Origin of the sequence: Ancylobacter polymorphus (assembly GCF_022836935.1) — a bacterium.
Classification (GTDB): Bacteria; Pseudomonadota; Alphaproteobacteria; order Rhizobiales; family Xanthobacteraceae; genus Ancylobacter; species Ancylobacter polymorphus_A.
In genome coordinates, this window is sequence record NZ_CP083239.1 from 1645392 (window position 1) to 1667298 (window position 21907).

Below are 21907 nucleotides of genomic sequence, written 5' to 3' on the forward strand. Positions count from 1 at the left end.
GGGCGGGCCAGACCCCGCTTCAGTCGTCGGTGGGGCCGGAGAGGGTGTGGTAGCGGCGGCTGTAATAGATGAGGCTCTCATTCGAGCCGCCCTCGGCGACGCCGACCACCTCGCAGAACAGCACGTCATGGGTGCCGACTTCCACCGTGCGGACGATGCGGCAGTCGAAGGCGACGACCGCGCCGTCCAGCATCGGCGCGCCGGTGACGGCGGGCCGCCAGTTCCCGCTGGCGAAGCGCTCGTCCGGTGGGGTGCGGCCGCCGAACAGATTGGACAGCGGCTCGTGCCCGGCCGCCAGCGTGTTGATGCAGACGACGCCATTGGCGTGCACCGGAGCGGCGGCGGAGGAACCCTTGTTGAGGCACACCAGCAGGGTCGGCGGGCTGTCGGTGACCGAGCACACCGCCGAGGCGGTGAAGCCGTGGCGCCCACCCGGTCCATCTGTCGTGACGATGTTCACCGCCGCGCCGAGGCGGGCCATGGCGTTGCGGAAGCCCTGCCGGGTCACCGGCGGCGGGCCGTTATCGGGAGCGCCGTCGAGCGGCGAGCACGGGGGGGACATGCCCTTCTCCTTCCTGCCGGACCAGCGCCGGCGCCGGCGGGCGCGGGAAATCCGCGCCCTATGCTTCGCGCGGGTCAGAACTCGCGCAGATTGTCGCGCAGCAGCTGGTGCTTGTATTCGGTGCGCACGAGGCCGCGCGCCTGCAGCTCCGGCACCAGCCCGTCGCAGATTTCGGTGATGTAGCGGCGGGAGACGCGGAGCACCGGGGTGGTGATGAGGAAGCCGTCGCCGCCCACTTCCGCCATCGCCTCGCCCATCTTGTCGGCGACCTGCGCCGGGGTGCCGATCAGTTCCATGGAGGAGACGAGGCCGCCGCCGCCCGAGGCTGCGAGCTCGCGCAGCGTCTTGCCCGAGCCCCATTGCTGGAACTTGTCGAGCGTGCCGGATTCGCCGTTGGTGACGAGCTTTTCCGGCAGCGGCTTGTCGAGATCATATTTCGAGAAGTCGATCTCGGTGATGGCGGAGATGGAGATCAGCACGTCGGTGACGAAATTGTCCGACATGGTGACGTTCTCATAGCGGGCGCGTGCCTCCGCCTCCGTCTCGCCGAGGCTGGGGCAGATGCAGAAGAAGACCTTGATGTCGTCCGGGTTGCGGCCGATGGCTTCGGCGCGGGCGCGGATGTCGGCGCGGAACGCCTTCATGCCCTCGACCCCATTGGCGACCGAGACGATGGCGTCGGCATAGCGGGCGGCGAAATCGCGCCCGCGCGGCGAGGCGCCGGCCTGAAGATAGACCGGGCGGCGCTGCGGCGAGGGCACGGTGTTGAGCGGGCCGCGCACCTGGTAATATTTGCCCTTGTGGTCGATGGTGTGGACCTTGGAGCCATCGGCATAAATGCCGTTCTTGCGGTCCAGCACCACGGCGTCCGGCTCCCAGCTGTTGAACAGCTTGTCGCAGACTTCCATGTATTCCTCGGCCATGGCGTAGCGGTCCTCACGCGGAGGCAGCTTGTCCATGCCGAAATTCTTCGCCATCAGGTCCTCGGCCGAGGTGACGACGTTCCAGCCGAAGCGGCCCTTGGTGAGGCTGTCGATGGTGGAGGACAGCCGCGCCAGCATGAAGGGCGGGTAGGCCATGGTGGACATGGTGGCGACGACCCCGAGATGCTGGGTCGCCATGCCCATGGCCACCGCCAGCGGGGCGGGGTCGGCCTTCGGCACCATCATGGCGTGCTTGAGCGAGAGGTCGCGCGAGCCGCCATAGGTCTCCGGCACCATCAGCTTGTCCTCGATCATGATCAGATCGAAGCAGGCGCGCTCCATCGCCTGGGCCATCTCGATATAGAAACGGCCATCCCACGGGTTGCCGCCCTGGCCGAAGGGTTCGCGCCATTCGTCGGGCGTGAAGTTCATGAACCAGGCGAGGTGGAAGCGCTTGTCGGCCATTGTGTCAGTCCTTCACTAAAGCGGTCTCGAATGCCGGGACGGCCGGGGCGTCCCCGGTGGCGGGCGCGGCGGCGAGGAGGGCGAGGCGCACACGCGCGCGCTCCGCCTCGAACAGGCGGGATTCGCGCACGCTGCGGCACTTGGCTTCGAAATCGGAGACGATGCTGGCGCCGAAGCGCTCCGGCGCCTGCGGGTCGTTGCGCCGTTTGTCGACGGCGATGACGCGGGTGCCGAGCAGGAAGGCTTCGGGCAGATCATGCGTGACCATGACGATGGTCATGCGGTTCTCTTCCCAGAGCTCGCCTACCAGCTCGTGCATGGATTTGCGGGTGCCGGGGTCGAGCGCGCCGAAGGGCTCGTCGAGCAGCAGCACTTTCGGTTTCATGATCAGCGCCTGCGCCAGAGCGAGACGCTGCTGCATGCCGCCCGACAGCTGGGCGGGGTATTTATGCGCGTGCTCGCCGAGGCCGACGCGGGTGAGCAGCGCCATTGCCTTGTCTTCCAGCGCCTTGCGGCGGGTGCCGAAGAAGCGGCCAAGGAAGGGCGCGCCGGCCCATTGCGGGCCCATCATCACATTGCCCAGCACGGTGCGGTGCGGGAACACGGAATAGCGCTGGAACACCACGCCGCGATCGGCGGTCGGCTCGCTGGCGATGGGCTCGCCGTCGATCAGGATGCGCCCGCGTGTCGGCTGTTCCTGTGAGAGCAGCATGCGCAGCAGCGTGGTCTTGCCGACCCCGGACGGGCCGATGATGACGAGGAATTCGTGGTCGTCGAGCGACAGGTTGACCTGTTCGAGCACGACCCGCTCGTCATATTCCTTCCAGACATTCTCGAAGGTGATGGTAGTCATTCAGGCCGCCTTTATCTGGTCCCAGGGATAGGCGGCGACGGCGAGGCGGCGCAGCGCGTAATCCATGAGGAAGGCGAGGAGGGTGATCCAGATGACGTAGGGAAGGATCACATCCATGGCGAGGTAGCGGCGCACCAGGAAGATGCGGTAGCCGAGGCCGCCCTCGGAGGTGATGGCTTCCGCCGCGATGACGAACAGCCAGGCGGCGCCGAGGGAGAGCCGCACCGAGTCGATGAGGCGCGGCATCACCTGCGGCAGCACCACGCCGGAGATCATCTGCCAGGTCGAGGCGCCGAGCGTCTGCGCCTTGATGATCTGTTCGGTCGGCAGGGCGGAGACCCGCAGCATCACGTCGCGGATGATGAAGGGGGCGATGCCGAAGACGATCAGCACAATCTTCGAGGCTTCGCCAAGGCCGAACAGGATGAACAGGATCGGCAGCACCGCCAGCGGCGGGATAAGCGAGAAGGCGGCGAAGAACGGCTCGAAGGTGGCGCGCAGATAGGGCACGAAGCCGACAATGATGCCGAGCACCAGGCCGAGCACGGCGGAAATGCCGAGGCCGAGGAACAGGCGCTGCAGGCTGAGCCAGGTGTCCCACCACAGGAGATACTGGTTCGTCGCCTTGTCCACCGTGGTCGCCATGCGCACCATGGTGTTCCAGAAGCTGGCGAAGCTGGGCATCAGCTTGTCGGCCGGCTCCACGGCGAGGCGCGCATTCGAGCCCAGCATGTAGATCGCCAGCACAATGATGAAGGGCAGGATGGCGAGGATGAGCCGGACGCCGGGCCGGGGGGCGTAGTTGATGATGCGGCGCATGGGGGCCTTCCGCGTGACGGGGCGGGGGATGGGCGGGGCGCGACGGCTATCTGTCGTGTCCCGGCCCAGCGGAGGCGAAGCCGGAGCGCCGAGCCGGGACCCAGCGCAAAACTCTCAGCAAAAGCTGGTGGCAGTGGATCAGGCACGTTGCGAAGATCCGGCGGCTACGCCGAGGGCTCCCCTGGACCCCGGATCATCGTTGCGCGGTGCGCAAACTCGTCCGGGGCACAGGCGACGGCGCACTCGCCGCCCGCTGGGTCACAGCTTCCCGTCAGCGGCGTCCTTGGTGAAGCTGGCATTGACACGCATCTTGATGTTGGCCTTGTCGCCCAGCACGGTGCCGTCGGCGACTTCGATGCCGATGGAATCGACGCTGGTGGCGCCCTGGCCGAACAGGCCCTGCTGGAAGCAGAAAGTGCGGATGTTGTTCCAGATCTTGGCGTTGTCGGGCGAAAGCAGGAAACTGGCGGCCTCCTGGGGCGTGTAGAAGAAATGGGTAGTGTCGAGCTGGGCCTGCAGGCCGCCGGCATCCGTGCCCATCGCGCTGGTCATCACCGCGCGCATTTCCTCGCCCGCCGCGCCGCCGGCCTTGAGGATGCCGAGCGCCTCGTACCAGGCGCCGACCACGGCCTTGGCGAAGTCCGGATTGTCCTTGAGCGTGGCGGTGTTGCCGATGAACACGTCCATGATCTCGCCGGGGATCTTGGACGAGTCGAACAGGTTCGTGGTGCCAGAGACCTTGAGCATATCCTCGGTGAGCGGCTTCCACGACACCGCGTGCTTCATGTCGGCCTGCGAGATGAAGGCGGCGGAGATTTCCGAATCCGAGATGTTCACCGTCTTGGTGGCGGTGGGATCGTCGATGCCGGCGAGCTGAAGGCCGCGATTGAGCAGATAGTGCGAGACGCTGTACTGCAGCAGGTACACGTCCTGCCCCGCAAGCTCCTTCACGTTCTTCGCAGTCTTGGAAAGAACGATGTCGTTGCCGTTGGAATAGTCGGTGATCAGCAGGATGGAGGTGTCGACGCCGCCGGCCGCTGGCATGGTGAGGCCGTCCATCGAGGCCACGCCCACCGCGTCGATCTCGCCGGCGATGAACTGGTTGATCGAGCCGACATAGTCGTTGGCCTGGATGATCTCGACATCGATGCCGTATTTGTCGGCCCATTTCTTCATGATGCCGGAAGACTTCATGTAAGCGAACGGCATGAAGCCGATATAGACGGTGTAGGCGACCTTGAAACTCTTCTTCGGGGCGGCATGCGCCGCGGGCGCCCCCGCAAGAGCTGCGGCGGCGAGGCTGGCGAAGACGGCTGCAGCCCTGATTATGCGCTTCATGAGGGGAGGCTCCGGTCGCTGAAATGGCTGGACCGGGTTATTAAACGGTGACTTAATATGACGTGCAAGCCCAACAAATGGGCACGCTTAGCATATGAGCAAGGCAGAAAATTCCGTACAAATACGGAGGAAACGCATGACCGCACGCAGCGCCCGCAAGCGCCTTCAGCCCGCCGAGCGGCGGGTGCTGATTCTGGAAGAAGCGTTGCGGCTGTTCGCGTCGCGCCATTTCTCCGTCGTCACGGTGCGCGACATCGCGCTGGTCTGCGACATCAATGTCGGTTTGCTCTACCATTATTTCGAGAACAAGGACGATCTTGTGCGCCGCGCGCTTGGGCACGCGATCGAACAACTCGTGGCCGGCTATGAGGAGCGGCGCGCCGCCGGGGCGGAGCCGCTGGCGGAAATCCTCGCCTGGCTTGACATCCATATGGAGCTGGCGCCGACCCTCGCCCTTATGGTCAAGCTGATGAGCGACTATGCCTCCTCCGGCCTGCGCGATGAGGAACTGGATGCCCTGATCGCGGGCTTCTACGGCCGTGAAAAGCAACTGCTGGAAAGTGCGCTGGCGCGCGGAGTTGCGAGTGGCGCCTTTGCCCCTGTCGACATCGCCCGCACCGCCCGGCGTATCGGACTGATGCTCGACGGCATCTTTTACGCCTCCGCCAGCCGTGGCGACGACCGTATCGTCGCCGACATCGCCGATCTCGCCGATTTCGTGCGCGAATTGCTCGCGGTGCGCGGCGTACCGGTGGCCTGAGCGGCTCTCCCCTTCACGCAAGGGTGATTAGATGACGCTCATCATGAAGCGGTAGCCTCACGCCGGGAGCGCAGACACCCCGTCCAGCCATTGCTGTTGCGGTGGACAGGGTGCCGTTGCGCGTCCTCATCCCCGGGAAGGAGAGGGCGTTCTGATGAAATTCATACTCAATGGTCGCGAGCAGACGCTGGACGCTGACGGCGCTATGCCGCTGCTCTGGGCGATCCGCGACCTGGCCGGGCTGACCGGCACCAAGTTCGGCTGCGGCGCCGCCCTGTGCGGGGCCTGCACGGTACATGTGGATGGGGCGCCGGTGCGCTCCTGCCAGACCTTCCTGTCCGATGTCGAGGGTAAGAGCGTCACCACCATCGAGGGCGTCGCCGCCACCGGCAAGGTGGGCGCGGCGGTGATCGACGCCTGGCGCAAGCTCGACGTGGTGCAGTGCGGCTATTGCCAGTCCGGCCAGATCATGTCGGCCGTCGGCCTGCTAAGCGAGAACCGTGCCCCGAGCGACGCCGACATCGACGCGGCCATGGACGGCAATGTCTGCCGCTGCGCCACGTATCAGCGCATCCGTGCCGCCATCCACGAAGCCGCCTCCAACCTCGGGTGATCGCCATGCACCTCCTCACACCCGACCAGTACCGGCAGATGCTTGCGGGCATGGGCGCCCCGGCGGCGGCCACGCGTCGCGGCTTCCTCAAGGGGCTCGCCGCCGCCGGCGGCGCGCTCGTCATCGGCGTGCATCTCTCCCCGCGCCTCGCGCAGGCGGAGGAAGCCGCTGCCGCCCCGCCCGCCCCGCCGATGCCCAATGCCTTCATCCGCATCGCGCCCGACAATACGGTGACCGTGCTCATCAAGCATGTGGACATGGGGCAGGGCGTGACCACCGGCCTGCCAACCATCGTCGCGGAAGAGCTCGACGCCGACTGGGGCCAGATGCGCACCGCCTTCGCCCCGGCCGATGCCAAACTCTATAACAACCTCGCTTTCGGCCCGGTCCAGGGCACGGGCGGCTCCACCTCCATCGCCAATAGCTGGGACCAGCTGCGCCGCGCCGGCGCGGCGGCCCGTGCGATGCTGGTCGAGGCGGCCGCCCGGCAATGGGGCGTACCGGCCGATAGCATCACGGTCGAGAAGGGCGTGCTGAGAAGCGGCACGCATTCCGGCACGTTCGGCGCGTTCGCGCAAGCCGCTGCCAAGCTGCCCGTGCCGGCCGATGTGAAGCTGAAGGACCCCAAGGATTTCACGCTGATCGGCACGAAGCTGCCGCGGCTTGATTCCGCCACCAAAACCGACGGCACCGCGACCTATGCGTTGGACATGCGCCGGCCGGGCATGCTCACCGCCGTGGTCCGCCGGCCGGATCGCTTCGGCGCGACGGTAAAGAGCTTCGACGCGACCGCCGCGAAGAAAGTTCCGGGTGTGGTCGAGGTGGTGGCAGTGCCTTCCGGCATCGCGGTGCTTGCGACCAACACCTGGGCGGCGATCCAGGGGCGCGATGCCCTTGCCGCCATAGAGTGGGACGAGTCCAAGGCGGAGCGGCGCGGCACGGCCGAGCTTTTCGACGAATACGCCAAGCTGGCGAAGACGCCGGGCCTCCCCGCGGCCCGTCGGGGCGATGCGGCCAAGGGGCTGGAGAAGGCGGCGAAGATCTTCGAGGCCGAGTTCAGCTTCCCCTATCTCGCCCATGCGCCGATGGAGCCGCTGAACTGCGTGATCGAGAAGACCGGCGACGGTGTCACCATCTGGACCGGCTCGCAGTTCCAGACCATCGAGCAGGCGGTGACCGCCGGCATTCTCGGTGTGAAGCCCGAGCAGGTGAAGATCGAGTCGCTCTATGCCGGCGGCTCCTTCGGCCGCCGCGCCAACCCGCCGGCGGACTATGTCGCGGAGGCCGCCACCATCCTCAAGGCGATCGACGGGCGCGCGCCGGTGCATCTCGTCTGGACCCGCGAGGACGACATCAAGGGCGGCTATTACCGGCCCATGTTCTATCACTCGGTGCGCGCCGGCCTGACGGCGGACGGCAAGATCGCTGGCTGGGACCAGCGCATCGTCGGCCAGTCCTTCATCGTCGGCACCCCCTTCGAGGCCTTCATCATCAAGGAGGGCGTCGACGGCACCTCGGTGGAGGGCGCCTCCGATACCAATTACGCCATCGACGATTTCCGGGTCGACCTGCACACGGTGAAAGTGGGCGTGCCCACGCTTTGGTGGCGCTCGGTCGGCCACACCCACACTGCCCATGTGGTGGAGGTGATGATCGACGAGCTCGCCCATGCGGCGGGGCGCGATCCCGTGGCGTTCCGGCTGGAACTGCTGCAGGACAAGCCGCGCCACGCCGCCGTGCTGAAGCTGCTGGCGGAGAAGGCGCAATGGGGCGGGAAGCCCGGCGCCGGCAAGGGGCGCGGCGTGGCGCTGCATGAGAGCTTCAACACCGTGGTCGGCAGCGTCATCGACGTGTCGGTGGTCGACGGGCGGATCAAGGTCGAACGCGTCGTCTGCGCGGTGGATTGCGGCATCGCCATCAATCCGGACGTGATCGCGGCGCAGATCGAGGGGGGCGTCGGCTTCGGCCTCGGCGCGGCGCTGCATGACGAGATCACGCTCGACGGCGGCGTGGTCGAGCAGGCCAATTTCGACACCTATGTGCCGCTGCGCATGTCGGAAATGCCCAAGGTCGAGGTGCATATCCTTCCCTCGGCCAACCCGCCGACGGGAATCGGCGAGCCGGGGGTGCCGGGGGTGGCGCCGGCGCTCTCCAACGCCATCTTCGCCGCCACCGGCCAGAGGCTGCGCTCGCTGCCCTTCCGGCTGGAGGACTTCAAGGTCTGACAGCGCGTCCGGCGCAACCCGCCGTAAAATGAAAAGGCCGGTCGCGAGACCGGCCTTTTGACTCAAGGGTCGTTTGCCGGCTTACAGGCCGCCGATGCACACATATTTCACATCGAGATATTCCTCGATGCCGTATTTCGAGCCTTCGCGGCCGACGCCGGATTCCTTCACCCCGCCGAAGGGCGCGACTTCCGTGGTGATGACGCCGGCATTGATGCCGACCTGGCCGTAGCGCAGCTGCTCCGAGACGCGGAAGGCGCGGGCGAGATCGCGCGTGTAGAAATAGCAGGCAAGGCCGAACTCGGTGTCGTTGGCGAGGCGCACCGCTTCTTCTTCGGTCTCGAAACGGAACACCGGGGCGACTGGGCCGAAGATTTCCTCGCGAGCGAAGTTCATGTCCGGCGAGGCATTGGCGATGACGGTCGGCTGGAAGAACTGGCCGCCGAGCGCGTGGCGCCCGCCGCCGGTGACGACCTTGCCGCCCTTGGCGAGCGCGTCGGCGACGAAGCTCTCGGTCTTGGCCACCGCCTTGTCGTCGATCAGCGGGCCCTGCACCACGCCTTCCTCAAGGCCGGAGCCGACCTTCAGCTTGGCCGAGGCGGTGGCGAGCTTCTCGACGAACGCATCATAGATGCCGGCCTGGGCATAGAAGCGATTGGCGCAGACGCAGGTCTGGCCGGAGTTGCGGTATTTGGAGGCGATGGCGCCTTCCACCGCCTTGTCGAGATCGGCGTCGTCGAAGATGACGAAGGGGGCGTTGCCACCGAGTTCCATCGAGACGCGCTTCACCGTGTCGGCGGCCTGCTTCATCAAGAGCTTGCCGATGGGGGTGGAGCCGGTGAAGGTGATCTTGCGCACGATGGGGTTGGAGGTCATCTCGCCGCCAATGGCCGAGGCCGAGCCGGTGAGGATGTTGACCACGCCCTTGGGATAGCCGGCCTGTTCGCACAGTATGCCCCAGGCGAGGCCGGAATAGGGGGTCTGGGTCGCCGGCTTCATCACCGAGGTGCAGCCGGTGGCGAGCGCCGGGCCGATCTTGCGCGCCGCCATGGAGGAGGGGAAGTTCCACGGCGTGATGGCCGCGACCACGCCGACAGGCTGCTTGGTGGCGAGGATGCGCCGCTCGCCCCAGGGCGAGGGAATCACGTCGCCATAGACGCGGCGGGCTTCTTCCGAGAACCACAGCACATAGGCGGCGCTGGCGCCGACCTCGCCCATGGATTCGGTGAGCGGCTTGCCCTGCTCGATGGTCAGCAGTTCGGCGAGCGCGCGCTGATTGTCCATGATGGCGGTGTAGAGGCGGCGCAGCAGCTTGGCGCGCTCATCCGCCGTGGTGCGCGAGAAGCTCTCGAACGCCCGCTCGGCGGCGGCGATGGCGCGCCGCGTCTCGTCCGTGCCGGCATTGGGAACGGTGCCGATCACTTCGCCCGTAGCCGGATTGGTGACCTCGATCGTGCCGCCGCCATCGGCGCCGACCCACTGCCCGTCGATGAGATTCGCGTCGCGCTTGAAATCCGCCCAGTTCATGGGTTCCGCCTCTCCGTCAGGGGGAAGCTGGAGAACCCGTCAGGCGGTACGCCCTGACCGGCTCAGCCTCCCGGGGCGCGGCTCTTCTGGCCGGCGCCGGCCAAGGCTATGTAGCGCCCGGGCGGCAGGGCGACAATCACTCGCCGGTCACATCCGTTGTGAAGGCGTGGGGCAAGGCCTCAGCCCGGCCGCATGTCGACCAGCGGGGTGAAGCCGCCAAAGATCATGCGGGCGCCGTCGAAGGGCATGTCGGTGAACTCCTTGAGGCGCGGGTCGTCCATGAACGCCTTCATGCCGGCGTCGCGCGCCTCGCGCGAGGGCCATTCGATCCAGGAAAACACCACGGCTTCCTCGGACGTCGCCTGCACCGCCCTATGGAAATCGGTCAGCTTGCCGTGTGGCACGTCGTCTTCCCAGGTCTCCATCAGCCGCAGGGCGCCGTGATCGAAGAAGATCGGCGCCGTCTTCTCCGCCATGGTGCGGTAGGCGTCCTTCTTGGCGGTCGGCACGGCGATGACGAAACCGTCAATATAGCTCATGGCGTCCTCCTCCCTTGGTCGGGTTGGAGGCGATAGTAGGTCCATTCCCCCGGGGAAGAGCGGTAGGCCGGGCGGGAGGCCCAACGAAAAAGCCCCGGCACGGGCCGGGGCTTTTCCTCTGTTTGGCGTCGTCAGAGCGCTCAGTTGTTCCGGTTGCCGAAAAGCTGCAACAGCATGAGGAACATGTTGATGAAGTCGAGATAGAGCGTCAGCGCGCCCATGATCGCCTTGCGGCCGGCCACCACATCGTCGTCGCCGGCGAAGTACATCTCCTTGATGCGCTGGGTGTCATAGGCGGTGAGGCCCGCGAACACCAGCACGCCCACCACCGAGATGATGAACTGCAGCATCGAGGAGACGAGGAAGATGTTCACCACCATGGCGACCAGAATGCCGATCAGGCCCATGACGAGGAACGAGCCGAGACCCGACAGGCTGCGCGAGGTGGTGTAGCCGTAGAGGCTGAGGCCACCGAACGCCGCCGCGGTGATGAAGAACACCCGGACGATGCTCTCATGCGTGTAGACCAGGAAGATGCTGGCCAGCGACACGCCGACGAGCGCGGCATAGACCCAGAAGATGGTCTGCGCGGTGGCGACGCTCAGCCGGTCCACCCGGAAGCTGAGGAACAGCACGGCGGCCAGCGGCGCGAACATCACGACATAGCGCAGCGGGCTGCCGAACAGCGTCGCGCCGAACTCGGTGAGGTAGATGCCGGCGAACTGGTAGGGCGTCGCCACGTCGGAGACGGCGAGCATGTAGATGCCAAGCGCCGCCGCGCCGGTGATGGCGAGGCCGAGCGTCATGTAGTTGTAGACGCGCAGCATATAGGCGCGCAGGCCCTGGTCGATCTCGGCCTGCGTCCGCGCCGCCGTCGCCCCGAAGCGCGGCACGGAGACGTTGCGGTTAAAGTCGGACATGGTCGGATCCTCTCCCGATAATCCCGTGGCCCACCGATCCCGGCGACATGCCGGTAAGCGTGGGAAATCAGCGTGAATATGAGGGCGCGCCCTTCCTGCCGCAAGTGAAGTTTGCGACAGGTTTGACGCTACGGCACGGTGCGCGCGGCCCCGGCCTGGTGTCCGGCGCGCTAGAGATTGCGCAGGATGCGTGCCGGTTTCTGCCCCAGCGCCCGCCAGGTGCCGATGAGGCCGAAGCCGACGGTGAGCACCAGCGCCACCGCGACGGCGCCGAGCGCCGCGCCGGTGGACCAGGCGAAGCCCAGCTTCATCACATAGACCACCACGACATAGGCCGCCGCCGTGCCGGCGCCGACCGCCACAATGGCGGTGACGAGGCCGAGCGCGGCATATTCGAGCCCATAGGCGGCGACGAGCCGCGCCCGCGTGGCGCCGAGTGTCTTCAGGATCACCGCGTCATACACCCGGTGGTGCTGGCCCGCCGCGAGTGCGCCGGCAAGCACCAGCACGCTGGAAAGCAGGGTGACGAGGCTGGCGCCGCGTATGGCGATGAGCAGATTGGCGACGATCTCGCCGATCTGGGTCAGCGCCTCCTTCACCCGCACGGCGGTGACGGCTGGGAAATCCGCCGCCACGGCGCGGCCCAGGCTGCGTTCGGTGGCGACGTCGCCGCCTTCCGGCAGGGTGAGCGTCGCCAGCGAGGTGTGCGGCGCGCCGGCGAAGGTGTTGGGCGAGAACACCATGACGAAGTTGATGGCGAGCCGTTCCCACTCCACATCGCGCAGATTGGCGATGGTGGCGGTGATGGAGCGGCCGAGCACGTTCACCGTCACCTCGTCGCCGATCTTGAGGCCGAAGGCGTCGGCGATCTCGCGCTCGAAGGAGACCAGCGGCGGGCCGGCATAATCGGCCGGCCACCACTCGCCGCCCGCCAGCACCGAGCCTTCCGGCAGCGTCTGCGCATAGGTGATGCCGCGGTCGGAGGACAGCACCCAGGCGAATTCTGGCGGCGGGTCAAGGCTTTCAGCTGCCCGTCCCCCCAGAGTGAGGATGCGGCCGCGCAGCATCGGCACCACCTCGACCTCGCCCTCCGGCGCCTTCTGCTTGAGGAACTGGGTGAAGGCGTCGGTCTCTGTGTTCTGGATGTCGAGAAAGAAGAAGCTCGGCGCTTCCGTCGGCAGGCGGGAGGTGAGTTCGCGCGTCAGGCTGCGGTCGATCAGCGCCAGCGTCACCAGCAAGGTGAGGCCGAGGCCGAGCGAGAGCACGATGGTGGGGGTGAGCGCCGCCGGCCGGTGGATATTGGCGAGCGCGAGCCGCAGTGCCGTGGAACGCGGGCGCGGCAGCCGGCGGGCGATCGCCATGATGCCGGCGCCGACCAGCCGCAGCACCACGAGCACGCTCGCGGCCGCCGCGAGATAGATCATCGCGATGTTGCGCTGTTCCGAGGCGTAGACGGCAAGCGCCGCCAGCGCCAGCACGGCGAGCGAGGTGAGGGCGATATAGGCAAGGCGCGGCCGGCGGCGCCCACCTTCCACATGCTCGCGGAACAGCGCCGACACCGGCACATCATGGGCGAGGCCCAGCGGCCACAGCGCGAAGGCCAGCGCGATGAGCGCGCCATAGGCCAGCGCCAGCAGAATCGCGCCGGGCTGCAGGCTCGGCTCGATGGCCACCGGCAGCAAGTGGCCAAAGGCGGCATTGGCGAGGAAGGGCAGGGATGAGCCCACTGCGATGCCGATGGCGATGCCGATGGCCGCGATAAGCCCGACTTCCGCGAGGTAGATTGCGAACACCGTCCGCCCCGGCGCGCCGAGGCTCTTGAAGGTGGCGATGACGCCGCGCTTGGCGTCGAGATGGCTCTTCACCGCATTGGCGACGCCGACGCCGCCGACGAGGAGGGCGGTGAGGCCGACGAGGGTGAGATATTCGGTGAAGCGGCGGACATTATTCTCCAGCCGGGGAGCGGCAGCGTCGCGGGTGCGGGCCTCGAAGCCGGCCTCCGGCGCGCCCTTCTGCACCTCGTCGACAAAGGCGGAAAGCTCAGTGGGCCGGTCCATCCGCACGCGGTAATGCCAGCGCACCAGGCTGCCGGGCTGCAGCAGATCGCTGGCGCGCAGCGCGTCGATGGACACCAGTACGCGTGGGCCGAAGCCGATGCCGGTGGAGAGCAGGTCCGGCTCGCGCTCCAAGGTGCCGCGCAGGATCAGCGTCGCGGCCCCGAGCTGGAAGCGATCGCCAATCTTCAGCTGCAGCCGGTCAGTGAGGGCGGGGTCGACCAGCGCGCCATAGGCGTCGCCGTCGCGGGCCAGCGCCGCGGCGAGCGGCTGCGGCGGGGTGATGTCGAGCGTGCCGACCATGGGGTAGACGCCGTCCACCGCCTTCACCTCCGTCAGCGTGGCGTCGAGCGCCTCGCCGCTGCCCGCACGCGCCATGGCGCGCAGCGTGGCGACGGTGGAAACGCGCCCCCCCGCCTCGATGAGCCTGACTTCCTCCGGGCTCGCCTCGCGCTGCACCAGGGTGAAGGCGGCATCGCCGCCGAGCAGCGTCGTGCCCTCGCGCGCCAGACCGTCGGTCAGGGCGCGCGAGAAGGCGCCGACACCGGCGATGGCGGCGACACCGAGCGCGAGACAGGCGAGGAACACGGCGAATCCGCGCAGGCCGCCGCGCAGTTCGCGCAGGGCGAAGCGCAGCGGCAAGGTGCGGCGGCTCGGCGCGCGCAGCGGGGCGGTGCGGCTTTCGCCGGCCACCGAAGCCGAAACCTGATCCGAATTCATGCGCCGGCCCCGGCGCCGACCAAGGCGTCCGCCGTCTCGACGGCACCGGAGCGCAGCCGCACCGTCCGGTTGCAGCGGCTTGCCAGCGTCGGGTCATGGGTGACGATGACCAGTGTGGCGCCCCGCCGCGCCTGCGCCTCGAACAGCAGGTCCATGATCTGCTTACCGGTCGCCTCGTCGAGATTGCCGGTCGGCTCGTCGGCGACGAGGATGCGCGGCTCCGGCGCCAGGGCACGGGCCACCGCCACGCGCTGCTGCTCGCCGCCGGAGAGCTGGGAAGGGTAGTGGTCGAGCCGATGGCCGAGGCCGACGGCGGTGAGTTCAGCGGCGGCACGGGCGAAGGCATCGGGGCGGCCGGCCAGTTCCAGCGGCACGGCCACGTTTTCCAACGCGGTCATGGTCGGGATGAGGTGGAAGGCCTGGAAGACGATGCCGACATGCCGGCCGCGAAACCGCGCCAGCGCGTCCTCGTCGAGCCCGGTGAGTTGCTGCCCCGCCACCTCGACCCGGCCGGCATCCGCGCGCTCCAGCCCGGCCAGCACCATGAGCAGGCTCGACTTGCCCGAGCCGGACGGCCCGACGAGGCCCACCGCCTCGCCCTGGCGAATGGCGAGCGAGACGCCCTTGAGGATGTGCACGCGCGCCGCGCCGCTGCCGAGAGAGAGTTCGACGCCCTCAAGGCGAATGGCGGTGGCCTGTGTCGTGTCAGAAGGCATGGGGCTCTTTTCGCGTCTGTTGCAGGCCGGCGGAGGCTTGTCCTCTGGAGGCCGGCATCCCGTGCACCATATGTTGCGCTGCACCGTTTCCGAAAGGGTAGGCCTTTGTCACGATTGCTCCATCGGCTCTTTGCGCTCTGCGCCCTTGCGCTTGTTGGCGCGACGGCCGCCGCCAGCGCCGCCACCGCCGAACCCGTGCGCCTGGTGGCGTTTGGCGACAGCCTCACCGCCGGCTATGGCCTCGCCGCCAGCCAGGCCTTTCCGGTACGGCTGCAGGCGGCGCTGCGGGCCAAGGGACACGAGGTTGTGATCGAGAATGCCGGCGTGTCCGGCGACACCACCAGTGCCGGCCTCGCCCGGCTGGACTGGTCGATCCCCGAGGGGACGGACGGGGTCATCCTTGAGCTCGGCGCCAATGACGCGCTGCGCGGCCTCGACCCGGCGATCCCCGAGCGCTCGCTCGACGCCATTCTGGCGCGACTGAAGGCGCGCGGCATTCCGGTGCTGATGGCCGGCATGCGCGCCCCGCCCAATCTCGGCAGTGCCTATCAGGCGCGTTTCGATGGCATCTATGAAAAGCTGGCGCGGAAATACGATGTGCCGCTCTACCCGTTCTTTCTCGACGGCGTGGCGGGGACCCCCGGGCTCAACCTGCCTGATGGCGTGCATCCCACGGCGGCGGGGGTGGACATCATCGTCGCGCGCACGCTGCCGGTGGTGGAGGCGTTTCTGGCGACGCTGAAGTCCCGTACCCCTGCCGGCACCGCCACTCCCGACTGACGTACCTCCGCTCGCCAAGCCGCGAATGGCAGGATTGTGACGTTGTGTGTCCCGCGGGGTCTCGACGGGGGCGGCGGGGCGGGCTAACGCTCGGCCGGGGCATGTCGTGCATGGTCGGCCTGTGCGGGGGCACATGAAATATCGCAGCGAGATCGACGGCCTTCGGGCCGTCGCCGTCGTTCCTGTCATCCTGTTTCATGCCGGGTTCGGGGCTTTTTCCGGCGGTTATGTCGGGGTCGACGTTTTCTTCGTCATCAGCGGCTATCTCATTACCGTCATCCTACTCAGCGAGATCGAGGCCGGGACCTTCTCCATCGCCCGGTTCTATGAACGGCGGGCGCGGCGCATCCTGCCGGCGCTCAGCGTGGTGATGCTGGCCTGCCTGCCCTTCGCCTGGCTGTGGATGATCCCCGACCAGCTGAAAGAGTTCGGCCAGAGCGTCACGGCCGTGGTGTTCTTCGTCTCCAATTTCCTGTTCTGGAAGGAGGAAGGCAGCTATTTCGCCGCCGCTGCCGAGCTAAAGCCGCTGCTCCACACCTGGAGCCTGGCGGTGGAGGAGCAATATTATCTGTTCGCGCCGCTGACTCTGGCGGCGCTGTGGCGCTTCGGCCGGCGCCGTCTGTTCTGGATGGTGGTCGGGGTGGCGGTGCTCAGCCTGCTCGCCACCGAATGGGGCTGGCGCTACGCGCCGCGCGCCAATTTCTACCTGCCGCAATTCCGCATCTGGGAACTGCTCGCCGGCTCGATCTGCGGCTTTCTCGCGACCAGCCATGCGCCGCGTGCCAGCAATGGGCTGAGCGCGCTGGGGCTGGGGATGATCCTGTTCGCCATCTTTGCCTTTGACGAGGCGACGCCGTTTCCGAGCCTCTATGCGCTGGTGCCGGTGGTCGGGGCGGCGCTGGTGGTTCTGTTCGCGCACAAGGGCACTTTTGTGGCGCGGGTGCTGTCGGCGCGGGTGCTGGTGGGCCTCGGGCTGATCAGCTACAGCGCCTATCTCTGGCATCAGCCGCTTTTTGCCTTTGCGCGCATCCGCTCGCTGGTGGAGCCTGAGCCGGCGCTGATGATGGCGCTGGCGGTGCTCTCGATCGGGCTTGCCTATCTCAGCTGGCGCTATGTCGAGCAGCCCTTCCGCCGCCGCCCCGTGCCGCTGCTGCCGGGCCGGCGCGAACTCTTCCGCGCGAGCGCGGTCGTGGGGGGGCTGTTTGCCGTCGTCGGGATCTATGCGAATGTGTCCAAGGGCATTCCCTCCCGATTGGCCGGCATCGAGAAGGGGAGCCACGCGGAACAACTGATCGCTTCGGCCAGACGCCCTACAACCGACGCCCATTGCGATCGGGGCGGCGCCCCCAATCAGGTCGGGCCGCTCTGCCCGATCTTCCAGCCGGCCAATCCGCGCCACCGCATCCTCATCATCGGCGACAGCCATGCCCAGGCAACGCTGCCCGCCTTCGCCGGGGTGGGCGAGACCGACGCCGTCTACTGGATGGGCGCGCCGAGCTGTCCGCCGCTGATCGGCGTGTCGGTGCATGGCGGCCTGTTCGAGCTCGGCGTGTGCGAGGATCTCGCCCGGCGTCAACTGCGCGCGGCGGAGGAGGGCGCGTTCGATATCGTCGTGTTCGTGGCCCGGTGGTCGATGTACCATTTCGGCTTCAGGAACAAGGTGTTGATCTCGCTTGAGGGAGCCCGGCGCTACCCCTCGCAGGCCGACGCGCGGGAAGCCTTCGCCGCCGCACTGCCCGAGACGGTGCGGCGCTATGTCGAACGGGGCGTGACGGTGGTGCTGCTGGACCAGATTCCGGAACAGGCCGTGCTGCCGCAGAAGGTGCTGGAACAGGCGGCTCTACTCGGCCTGCGCGGCGGGTTCGACGGGGAAGCGCTTGAACAGGCGATCTGGGAGAGTTCGTCCACCGTCGAGACCGATGCGGAGCGACAGGCTTTCAGCGTTGGCGAGTTGCAGAAGGTAAAGGGCGAGAAGGTCTGGCTGCTGTCCTTCGATGAGGTTTTCGAGCGTGACGGGCGTTATGTCTGGGGGGATCGCGACGGCGCCTTCTATTCCGACCGCGACCATCTCTCAGTTCATGGCAGCGCGTTTCTGCGCGACAGCGTGACAAAGGCCTTCGCGGCGATCACGCGCCCACCGCAGGGGGCGGTGACGCCCGGATTGTGACGTTGTGTGTCCCGTGAGTTCTCGACGGGGGCGGCGGGGCGAGCTAACGCTCGGCCCGGGGCATATCGTGCATAGTCGGCCTGTGCGGGGGCACATGAAGTACCGAAGTGAGATCGACGGCCTTCGGGCCGTCGCCGTCGTTCCTGTCATCCTGTTTCATGCCGGGTTCGGGGCTTTTTCCGGCGGTTATGTCGGGGTCGACGTCTTCTTCGTCATCAGCGGCTATCTCATTACCGTCATCCTGCTCAGCGAGATCGAGGCCGGGACCTTCTCCATCGCCCGGTTCTATGAACGGCGGGCGCGGCGCATTCTGCCGGCGCTCAGCGTGGTGATGCTGGCCTGTCTGCCCTTCGCCTGGCTGTGGATGATCCCCGACCAGCTGAAAGAGTTCGGCCAGAGCGTCACGGCCGTGGTGTTCTTCGTCTCCAATTTCCTGTTCTGGAAGGAGGAAGGCAGCTATTTCGCCGCTGCCGCCGAGCTAAAGCCGCTGCTCCACACCTGGAGCCTGGCGGTGGAGGAGCAATATTATCTGTTCGCGCCACTGACTCTGGCGGCGCTGTGGCGCTTCGGCCGGCGCCGGCTGTTCTGGATGGTGGTCGGGGTGGCGGTGCTCAGCCTGCTCGCCACCGAATGGGGCTGGCGCTACGCGCCGCGCGCCAATTTCTACCTGCCGCAATTCCGCATCTGGGAACTGCTCGCCGGCTCGATCTGCGGCTTTCTCGCCACCAGCCATGCGCCACGCGCCAGTAACGGGCTGAGCGCGCTGGGGCTGGGGATGATCCTGTTCGCCATCTTTGCCTTTGACGAGGCGACGCCGTTTCCCAGCCTCTATGCGCTGGTGCCGGTGGTCGGGGCGGCGCTGGTGGTGCTGTTCGCGCACAAGGGCACTTTCGTGGCGCGGGTGCTGTCGGCGCGGGTGCTGGTGGGCCTCGGGCTGATCAGCTACAGCGCCTATCTCTGGCACCAGCCGCTTTTCGCCTTTGCGCGCATCCGCTCGCTGGTGGAGCCGGCGCCAGCGCTGATGATGGCGCTGGCGGTGCTCTCGATAGGGCTTGCCTATCTCAGCTGGCGCTATGTCGAACAACCCTTCCGCCGCCGCCCCGTGCCGCTGCTGCCGGGCCGGCGCGAACTCTTCCGCGCGAGCGCGGTCGTGGGGGGGCTGTTTGCCGTCGTCGGCTTTGCAATGAGCTTTTCGGGCGGCTTTCCAGGCCGGCTCGCGGGCGTTGCGCCCGGCAGCTATGCCGACACGCTTCTGGCCTCGTTCCGCCGGTCGTCGCTCAAGCTCGACTGCGCCCCGGTGCCGCCGGGCGAGAACCGGGCGCCGCTCTGCGCCGTATTCACGCCCGAGCACCCGAAGCTGCGCATCCTCATCATCGGCGACAGCCATGCCGGTTCGATCCTGCCGGCCTTTGCCGGGGTCGGACGCGACAATGCGGTCTATCAGATGGCGCTGGCCAGCTGCCCGCCGATCAACCGCACCACGCTGCACCGGGCGATCTTCGACATCGGTGTGTGCGAGCAGGCCTCGCGCGACCAGTTGCAGGCCGCGCGCGACGGACACTTCGACGTGGTGGTGCTGGCCGCCCGCTGGTCGGTCTATGCCGGCCGCGAGCGCGGCCGCTCCTTCGCGCTTGGGCCTGAGGGTGACCCCTTCTTCCCCTCGCTCGCCACATCGCGCGCCACCTTCTCCAGCCATCTCGCGGCGACGGTGCAGGATTATCGCGCTCTCGGCGCCGCCGTGGTGCTCATCGACCAGGTGCCGGAACACCCGGTAGTGCCGCGCAAGGTGATCGAGCAGGCGGTCCTGCTCGATCTCGATCATGGCAGCGGTCCGGCACAGTTCGAGAAGGCGGTGGAGGAGAGTTCCACCACCGTGGAGGCGGATGGCAAGCTGCAAGGCTTCGCCACGGCGGAGCTGGACAAGCTGCGCGGAGAGAAGGTGTGGGTGCTCTCCTTCGATGAGCTCTTCGCCCATGGCGGGCGCTATCTCTGGGGCGACCGCAACGGGGCCTTCTATATCGACGGCGACCACCTCTCCCCCTATGGCGCGGCGCTGGTGGAACCGGCGATGACGGCGGCGTTCACCACGATCGCGGAGGAGCTGAAGCCCAGCGGGAGCACGCCGCCACTGCCGTAACGGGCGCCGGTAGATGTGCCGAAGGAGCGGGGCGGCAGCTTGCCGGCCGGCCGGGGGCTACCTATCTTGTCCGCACCTTCCCCCCGTCTTTGCGAAAAGCTCCCCACATGCAGTATCGCCCGCTCGGCCGCACCGGCCTCGAGGTCTCCACGATCTGTCTCGGCACCATGACCTATGGCGAACAGAACACAGAGGCCGAAGGCCACGCGCAGATGGACTATGCGCTCGACCACGGCATCAATTTCTTTGACACCGCCGAACTCTATTCCATTCCGCCGAAGCCCGAGACGCAGGGCTCCACCGAGCGCATCATCGGCAGCTGGTTCAAGGCGCGCGGCAACCGCGACAAGGTGATCCTCGCCACCAAAGTGTGCGGCCTCTCGCAGATGGACTGGTTCCGCGACGATGGCGTTCCCGCGCGCCCGACGCGTGGCCAGATTCGCGAGGCGGTGGAAAAGAGCCTCGCGCGGCTGCAGACCGACTATATCGACCTCTATCAGCTGCACTGGCCGGGCCGGCCGGTGGCACTGTTCGGCGCCAACCCGACCCGCTGGGAGAGCGCGCCCGGGCCGGAGACCCCCATCGCCGAGACGCTCGACGCCTTCGCCGAACTGGTGAAGGAGGGAAAGATCCGCCATTTCGGCCTCTCCAATGAGAGCGCCTGGGGCACGATGAAGTTCCTCGCCGAGGCGGAGCGGACTGGGGCGCCGCGCGTCGCCTCGCTGCAGAACGCCTATAATCTCCTGAACCGTACTTATGAGACGGCGCTCGCCGAAGTGAGCCTGCGCGAGGATGTGGCGCTTCTCGCCTATTCCCCGCTCGGCCAGGGCTATCTCACCGGCAAGTACCAGAAGGGCGCGCTCCCCGAGGGCTCGCGCACCGCGCTGTTCCAGCGGGCTTTCCGCTATCAGGTGCCGGGGGCAGAGGAGGCGATCGACGACTATCTCGCCATCGCCCGCGACGCCGGGCTCGATCCCTCGCAGATGGCGATCGCCTTTTGCCTGACGCGGGAGTTCATGACCTCGGTCATCATCGGCGCGACGACGATGGAACAGCTCGTCACCGATATCGGGGCGGTCGACGTGACGCTCTCGCCCGAGGTGCTCAAGCGCATCGACGCCGTACATCAGCTTCGCGGCAATCCCTGCCCCTGATTAGCGCAGGCGGCGGGCCCACTCGCCGCCTATTTCTCGCCCGTGCTCTCGGGTGGGGCGTGGCGTGTCATCAGCGGCACCTGCGCCATGGCGAAGACGAGGGTGATCGGCAGATAGCCGAAGGTCTTGAACGCCACCCAGGTGTCGGTGGAGACGTTGCGCCAGACGATTTCGTTCAGCACCGCCATGACGAGGAAGAACACGCCCCAGCGTATGGTCAATTCGCGCCAGCCCTGGTCGGTGAGCACGAAGACATCGCCAAGCACATAGGGCAGCAGCGGTTTGCGCAGCCACAGCCCGCCGAGCAGAGCGATGCCGAACAGCGCGTTCACCAGCGTCGGCTTCATCTTGATGAAATGGTCGTCCTGCAGCACCAGGGTGAGCGTGCCGAACACCAGCACCACGCCGGCCGAGACCAGCGGCATGACCGCGATCTTGCGGGCAATGATCCACATGACCGCCAGAGCGGCGAAGGTGGCGACCATGAAGGCGCCGGTGGCGACATAAATGCCGCCCCTCCCATTGGCGATGAAGAACACCACCAGCGGGCCCATTTCCAGCGCGAATTTCAGCAGCGGGTGCATGGTGCGCAGGCGGGTGCCGGTGGCGGGGCCGGACGGTGCATCGCTCATGGG

General features: G+C 67.3%; 18 protein-coding genes. 7 read left to right on the plus strand and 11 right to left on the minus strand.

Going from position 1 to position 21907, the window contains the following annotated elements:
- Window positions 1-19 precede the first annotated feature (19 nt).
- From K9D25_RS07695 to K9D25_RS07715, 5 genes are all read right to left on the minus strand, one after another.
- Window positions 20-562 (minus strand): flavin reductase, encoded by a 543-nt coding sequence (locus K9D25_RS07695; protein WP_244450271.1) that lies wholly within the window; start codon window positions 560-562, stop codon window positions 20-22.
- A gap of 74 nt (window positions 563-636) precedes the next feature.
- Entirely contained in the window at window positions 637-1950 is a 1314-nt protein-coding gene (locus K9D25_RS07700) for an NtaA/DmoA family FMN-dependent monooxygenase (RefSeq protein WP_244450272.1), read from the minus strand.
- 4 nt (window positions 1951-1954) lie between these two features.
- Window positions 1955-2803 carry an ABC transporter ATP-binding protein gene (locus K9D25_RS07705; protein WP_244450273.1) on the minus strand — a complete coding sequence of 283 codons (849 nt, stop codon included), beginning with the start codon at window positions 2801-2803 and terminating at the stop codon, window positions 1955-1957.
- Window positions 2804-3622 (minus strand): ABC transporter permease, encoded by an 819-nt coding sequence (locus K9D25_RS07710; protein WP_244450274.1) that lies wholly within the window; start codon window positions 3620-3622, stop codon window positions 2804-2806.
- 258 nt (window positions 3623-3880) lie between these two features.
- On the minus strand, window positions 3881-4960 hold the full coding sequence (locus K9D25_RS07715) for a putative urea ABC transporter substrate-binding protein (protein WP_244450275.1): 1080 nt from the start codon (window positions 4958-4960) through the stop codon (window positions 3881-3883).
- A 136-nt stretch (window positions 4961-5096) separates the two neighbouring features.
- Here K9D25_RS07715 and K9D25_RS07720 point away from each other — a divergent pair, with 136 nt between their 5' ends.
- The 3 genes from K9D25_RS07720 (at window position 5097) to K9D25_RS07730 (ending at window position 8558) form a co-directional block, all read left to right on the plus strand.
- Window positions 5097-5720 (plus strand): TetR/AcrR family transcriptional regulator, encoded by a 624-nt coding sequence (locus K9D25_RS07720; RefSeq protein ID WP_244450276.1) that lies wholly within the window; start codon window positions 5097-5099, stop codon window positions 5718-5720.
- Between the two features lie 154 nt (window positions 5721-5874).
- On the plus strand, window positions 5875-6333 hold the full coding sequence (locus K9D25_RS07725; protein WP_244450277.1) for a (2Fe-2S)-binding protein: 459 nt from the start codon (window positions 5875-5877) through the stop codon (window positions 6331-6333).
- Window positions 6334-6338: 5 nt separating this feature from the next.
- Window positions 6339-8558 (plus strand): xanthine dehydrogenase family protein molybdopterin-binding subunit, encoded by a 2220-nt coding sequence (locus tag K9D25_RS07730; RefSeq protein ID WP_244450278.1) that lies wholly within the window; start codon window positions 6339-6341, stop codon window positions 8556-8558.
- 81 nt (window positions 8559-8639) lie between these two features.
- On the opposite strand, the gene K9D25_RS07735 is transcribed toward K9D25_RS07730, so the two are convergent.
- The 5 genes from K9D25_RS07735 to K9D25_RS07755 all read right to left on the minus strand — a co-directional run bounded on the left by K9D25_RS07735 (window position 8640) and on the right by K9D25_RS07755 (window position 15034).
- Entirely contained in the window at window positions 8640-10085 is a 1446-nt protein-coding gene (locus K9D25_RS07735; protein WP_244450279.1) for an NAD-dependent succinate-semialdehyde dehydrogenase, read from the minus strand.
- A gap of 179 nt (window positions 10086-10264) precedes the next feature.
- Complete coding sequence (locus tag K9D25_RS07740) at window positions 10265-10624, minus strand: DUF1428 domain-containing protein (protein WP_244450280.1); 360 nt, start codon at window positions 10622-10624, stop codon at window positions 10265-10267.
- A gap of 140 nt (window positions 10625-10764) precedes the next feature.
- Complete coding sequence (locus K9D25_RS07745; RefSeq protein ID WP_244450281.1) at window positions 10765-11544, minus strand: Bax inhibitor-1/YccA family protein; 780 nt, start codon at window positions 11542-11544, stop codon at window positions 10765-10767.
- A 170-nt stretch (window positions 11545-11714) separates the two neighbouring features.
- Window positions 11715-14318: an ABC transporter permease gene (locus tag K9D25_RS07750; RefSeq protein ID WP_244450282.1), complete on the minus strand. Its 2604-nt coding sequence runs from the start codon at window positions 14316-14318 to the stop codon at window positions 11715-11717.
- Window positions 14315-15034 carry an ABC transporter ATP-binding protein gene (locus K9D25_RS07755; protein WP_244450283.1) on the minus strand — a complete coding sequence of 240 codons (720 nt, stop codon included), beginning with the start codon at window positions 15032-15034 and terminating at the stop codon, window positions 14315-14317. Before K9D25_RS07755 ends, K9D25_RS07750 begins: the two co-directional genes overlap by 4 nt.
- A 114-nt stretch (window positions 15035-15148) precedes the next feature.
- Here K9D25_RS07755 and K9D25_RS07760 point away from each other — a divergent pair, with 114 nt between their 5' ends.
- From K9D25_RS07760 to K9D25_RS07775, 4 genes are all read left to right on the plus strand, one after another.
- Window positions 15149-15814 carry an arylesterase gene (locus K9D25_RS07760; RefSeq protein WP_244450822.1) on the plus strand — a complete coding sequence of 222 codons (666 nt, stop codon included), beginning with the start codon at window positions 15149-15151 and terminating at the stop codon, window positions 15812-15814.
- A 133-nt stretch (window positions 15815-15947) separates the two neighbouring features.
- Entirely contained in the window at window positions 15948-17981 is a 2034-nt protein-coding gene (locus tag K9D25_RS07765; protein WP_244450284.1) for an acyltransferase family protein, read from the plus strand.
- A gap of 94 nt (window positions 17982-18075) precedes the next feature.
- Complete coding sequence (locus K9D25_RS07770) at window positions 18076-20118, plus strand: acyltransferase family protein (RefSeq protein WP_244450285.1); 2043 nt, start codon at window positions 18076-18078, stop codon at window positions 20116-20118.
- A gap of 107 nt (window positions 20119-20225) precedes the next feature.
- A complete protein-coding gene (locus K9D25_RS07775) occupies window positions 20226-21272 on the plus strand; it encodes an aldo/keto reductase (protein WP_244450286.1) in 1047 nt (348 codons plus the stop codon).
- A gap of 29 nt (window positions 21273-21301) precedes the next feature.
- On the opposite strand, the gene K9D25_RS07780 is transcribed toward K9D25_RS07775, so the two are convergent.
- Window positions 21302-21904, minus strand: coding sequence for a septation protein A (locus K9D25_RS07780; RefSeq protein ID WP_244450287.1), 603 nt, complete (start codon window positions 21902-21904; stop codon window positions 21302-21304).
- Between the last annotated feature and the right edge of the window lie 3 nt (window positions 21905-21907).

What these genes read in the sequence shown, in the direction of transcription:
- K9D25_RS07705 (WP_244450273.1), bottom strand. Translation starts at nt 2,803, where the DNA reads ATGACTACCATCACCTTCGAGAATGTCTGGAAGGAATATGACGAGCGG.
- K9D25_RS07740 (WP_244450280.1), bottom strand. Translation starts at nt 10,624, where the DNA reads ATGAGCTATATTGACGGTTTCGTCATCGCCGTGCCGACCGCCAAGAAG.
- K9D25_RS07700 (WP_244450272.1), bottom strand. Translation starts at nt 1,950, where the DNA reads ATGGCCGACAAGCGCTTCCACCTCGCCTGGTTCATGAACTTCACGCCC.
- K9D25_RS07780 (WP_244450287.1), bottom strand. Translation starts at nt 21,904, where the DNA reads ATGAGCGATGCACCGTCCGGCCCCGCCACCGGCACCCGCCTGCGCACC.
- K9D25_RS07710 (WP_244450274.1), bottom strand. Translation starts at nt 3,622, where the DNA reads ATGCGCCGCATCATCAACTACGCCCCCCGGCCCGGCGTCCGGCTCATC.
- K9D25_RS07725 (WP_244450277.1), top strand. Translation starts at nt 5,875, where the DNA reads ATGAAATTCATACTCAATGGTCGCGAGCAGACGCTGGACGCTGACGGC.
- K9D25_RS07730 (WP_244450278.1), top strand. Translation starts at nt 6,339, where the DNA reads ATGCACCTCCTCACACCCGACCAGTACCGGCAGATGCTTGCGGGCATG.
- K9D25_RS07720 (WP_244450276.1), top strand. Translation starts at nt 5,097, where the DNA reads ATGACCGCACGCAGCGCCCGCAAGCGCCTTCAGCCCGCCGAGCGGCGG.
- K9D25_RS07755 (WP_244450283.1), bottom strand. Translation starts at nt 15,034, where the DNA reads ATGCCTTCTGACACGACACAGGCCACCGCCATTCGCCTTGAGGGCGTC.
- K9D25_RS07735 (WP_244450279.1), bottom strand. Translation starts at nt 10,085, where the DNA reads ATGAACTGGGCGGATTTCAAGCGCGACGCGAATCTCATCGACGGGCAG.
- K9D25_RS07695 (WP_244450271.1), bottom strand. Translation starts at nt 562, where the DNA reads ATGTCCCCCCCGTGCTCGCCGCTCGACGGCGCTCCCGATAACGGCCCG.
- K9D25_RS07765 (WP_244450284.1), top strand. Translation starts at nt 15,948, where the DNA reads ATGAAATATCGCAGCGAGATCGACGGCCTTCGGGCCGTCGCCGTCGTT.
- K9D25_RS07750 (WP_244450282.1), bottom strand. Translation starts at nt 14,318, where the DNA reads ATGAATTCGGATCAGGTTTCGGCTTCGGTGGCCGGCGAAAGCCGCACC.
- K9D25_RS07745 (WP_244450281.1), bottom strand. Translation starts at nt 11,544, where the DNA reads ATGTCCGACTTTAACCGCAACGTCTCCGTGCCGCGCTTCGGGGCGACG.
- K9D25_RS07775 (WP_244450286.1), top strand. Translation starts at nt 20,226, where the DNA reads ATGCAGTATCGCCCGCTCGGCCGCACCGGCCTCGAGGTCTCCACGATC.
- K9D25_RS07715 (WP_244450275.1), bottom strand. Translation starts at nt 4,960, where the DNA reads ATGAAGCGCATAATCAGGGCTGCAGCCGTCTTCGCCAGCCTCGCCGCC.
- K9D25_RS07770 (WP_244450285.1), top strand. Translation starts at nt 18,076, where the DNA reads ATGAAGTACCGAAGTGAGATCGACGGCCTTCGGGCCGTCGCCGTCGTT.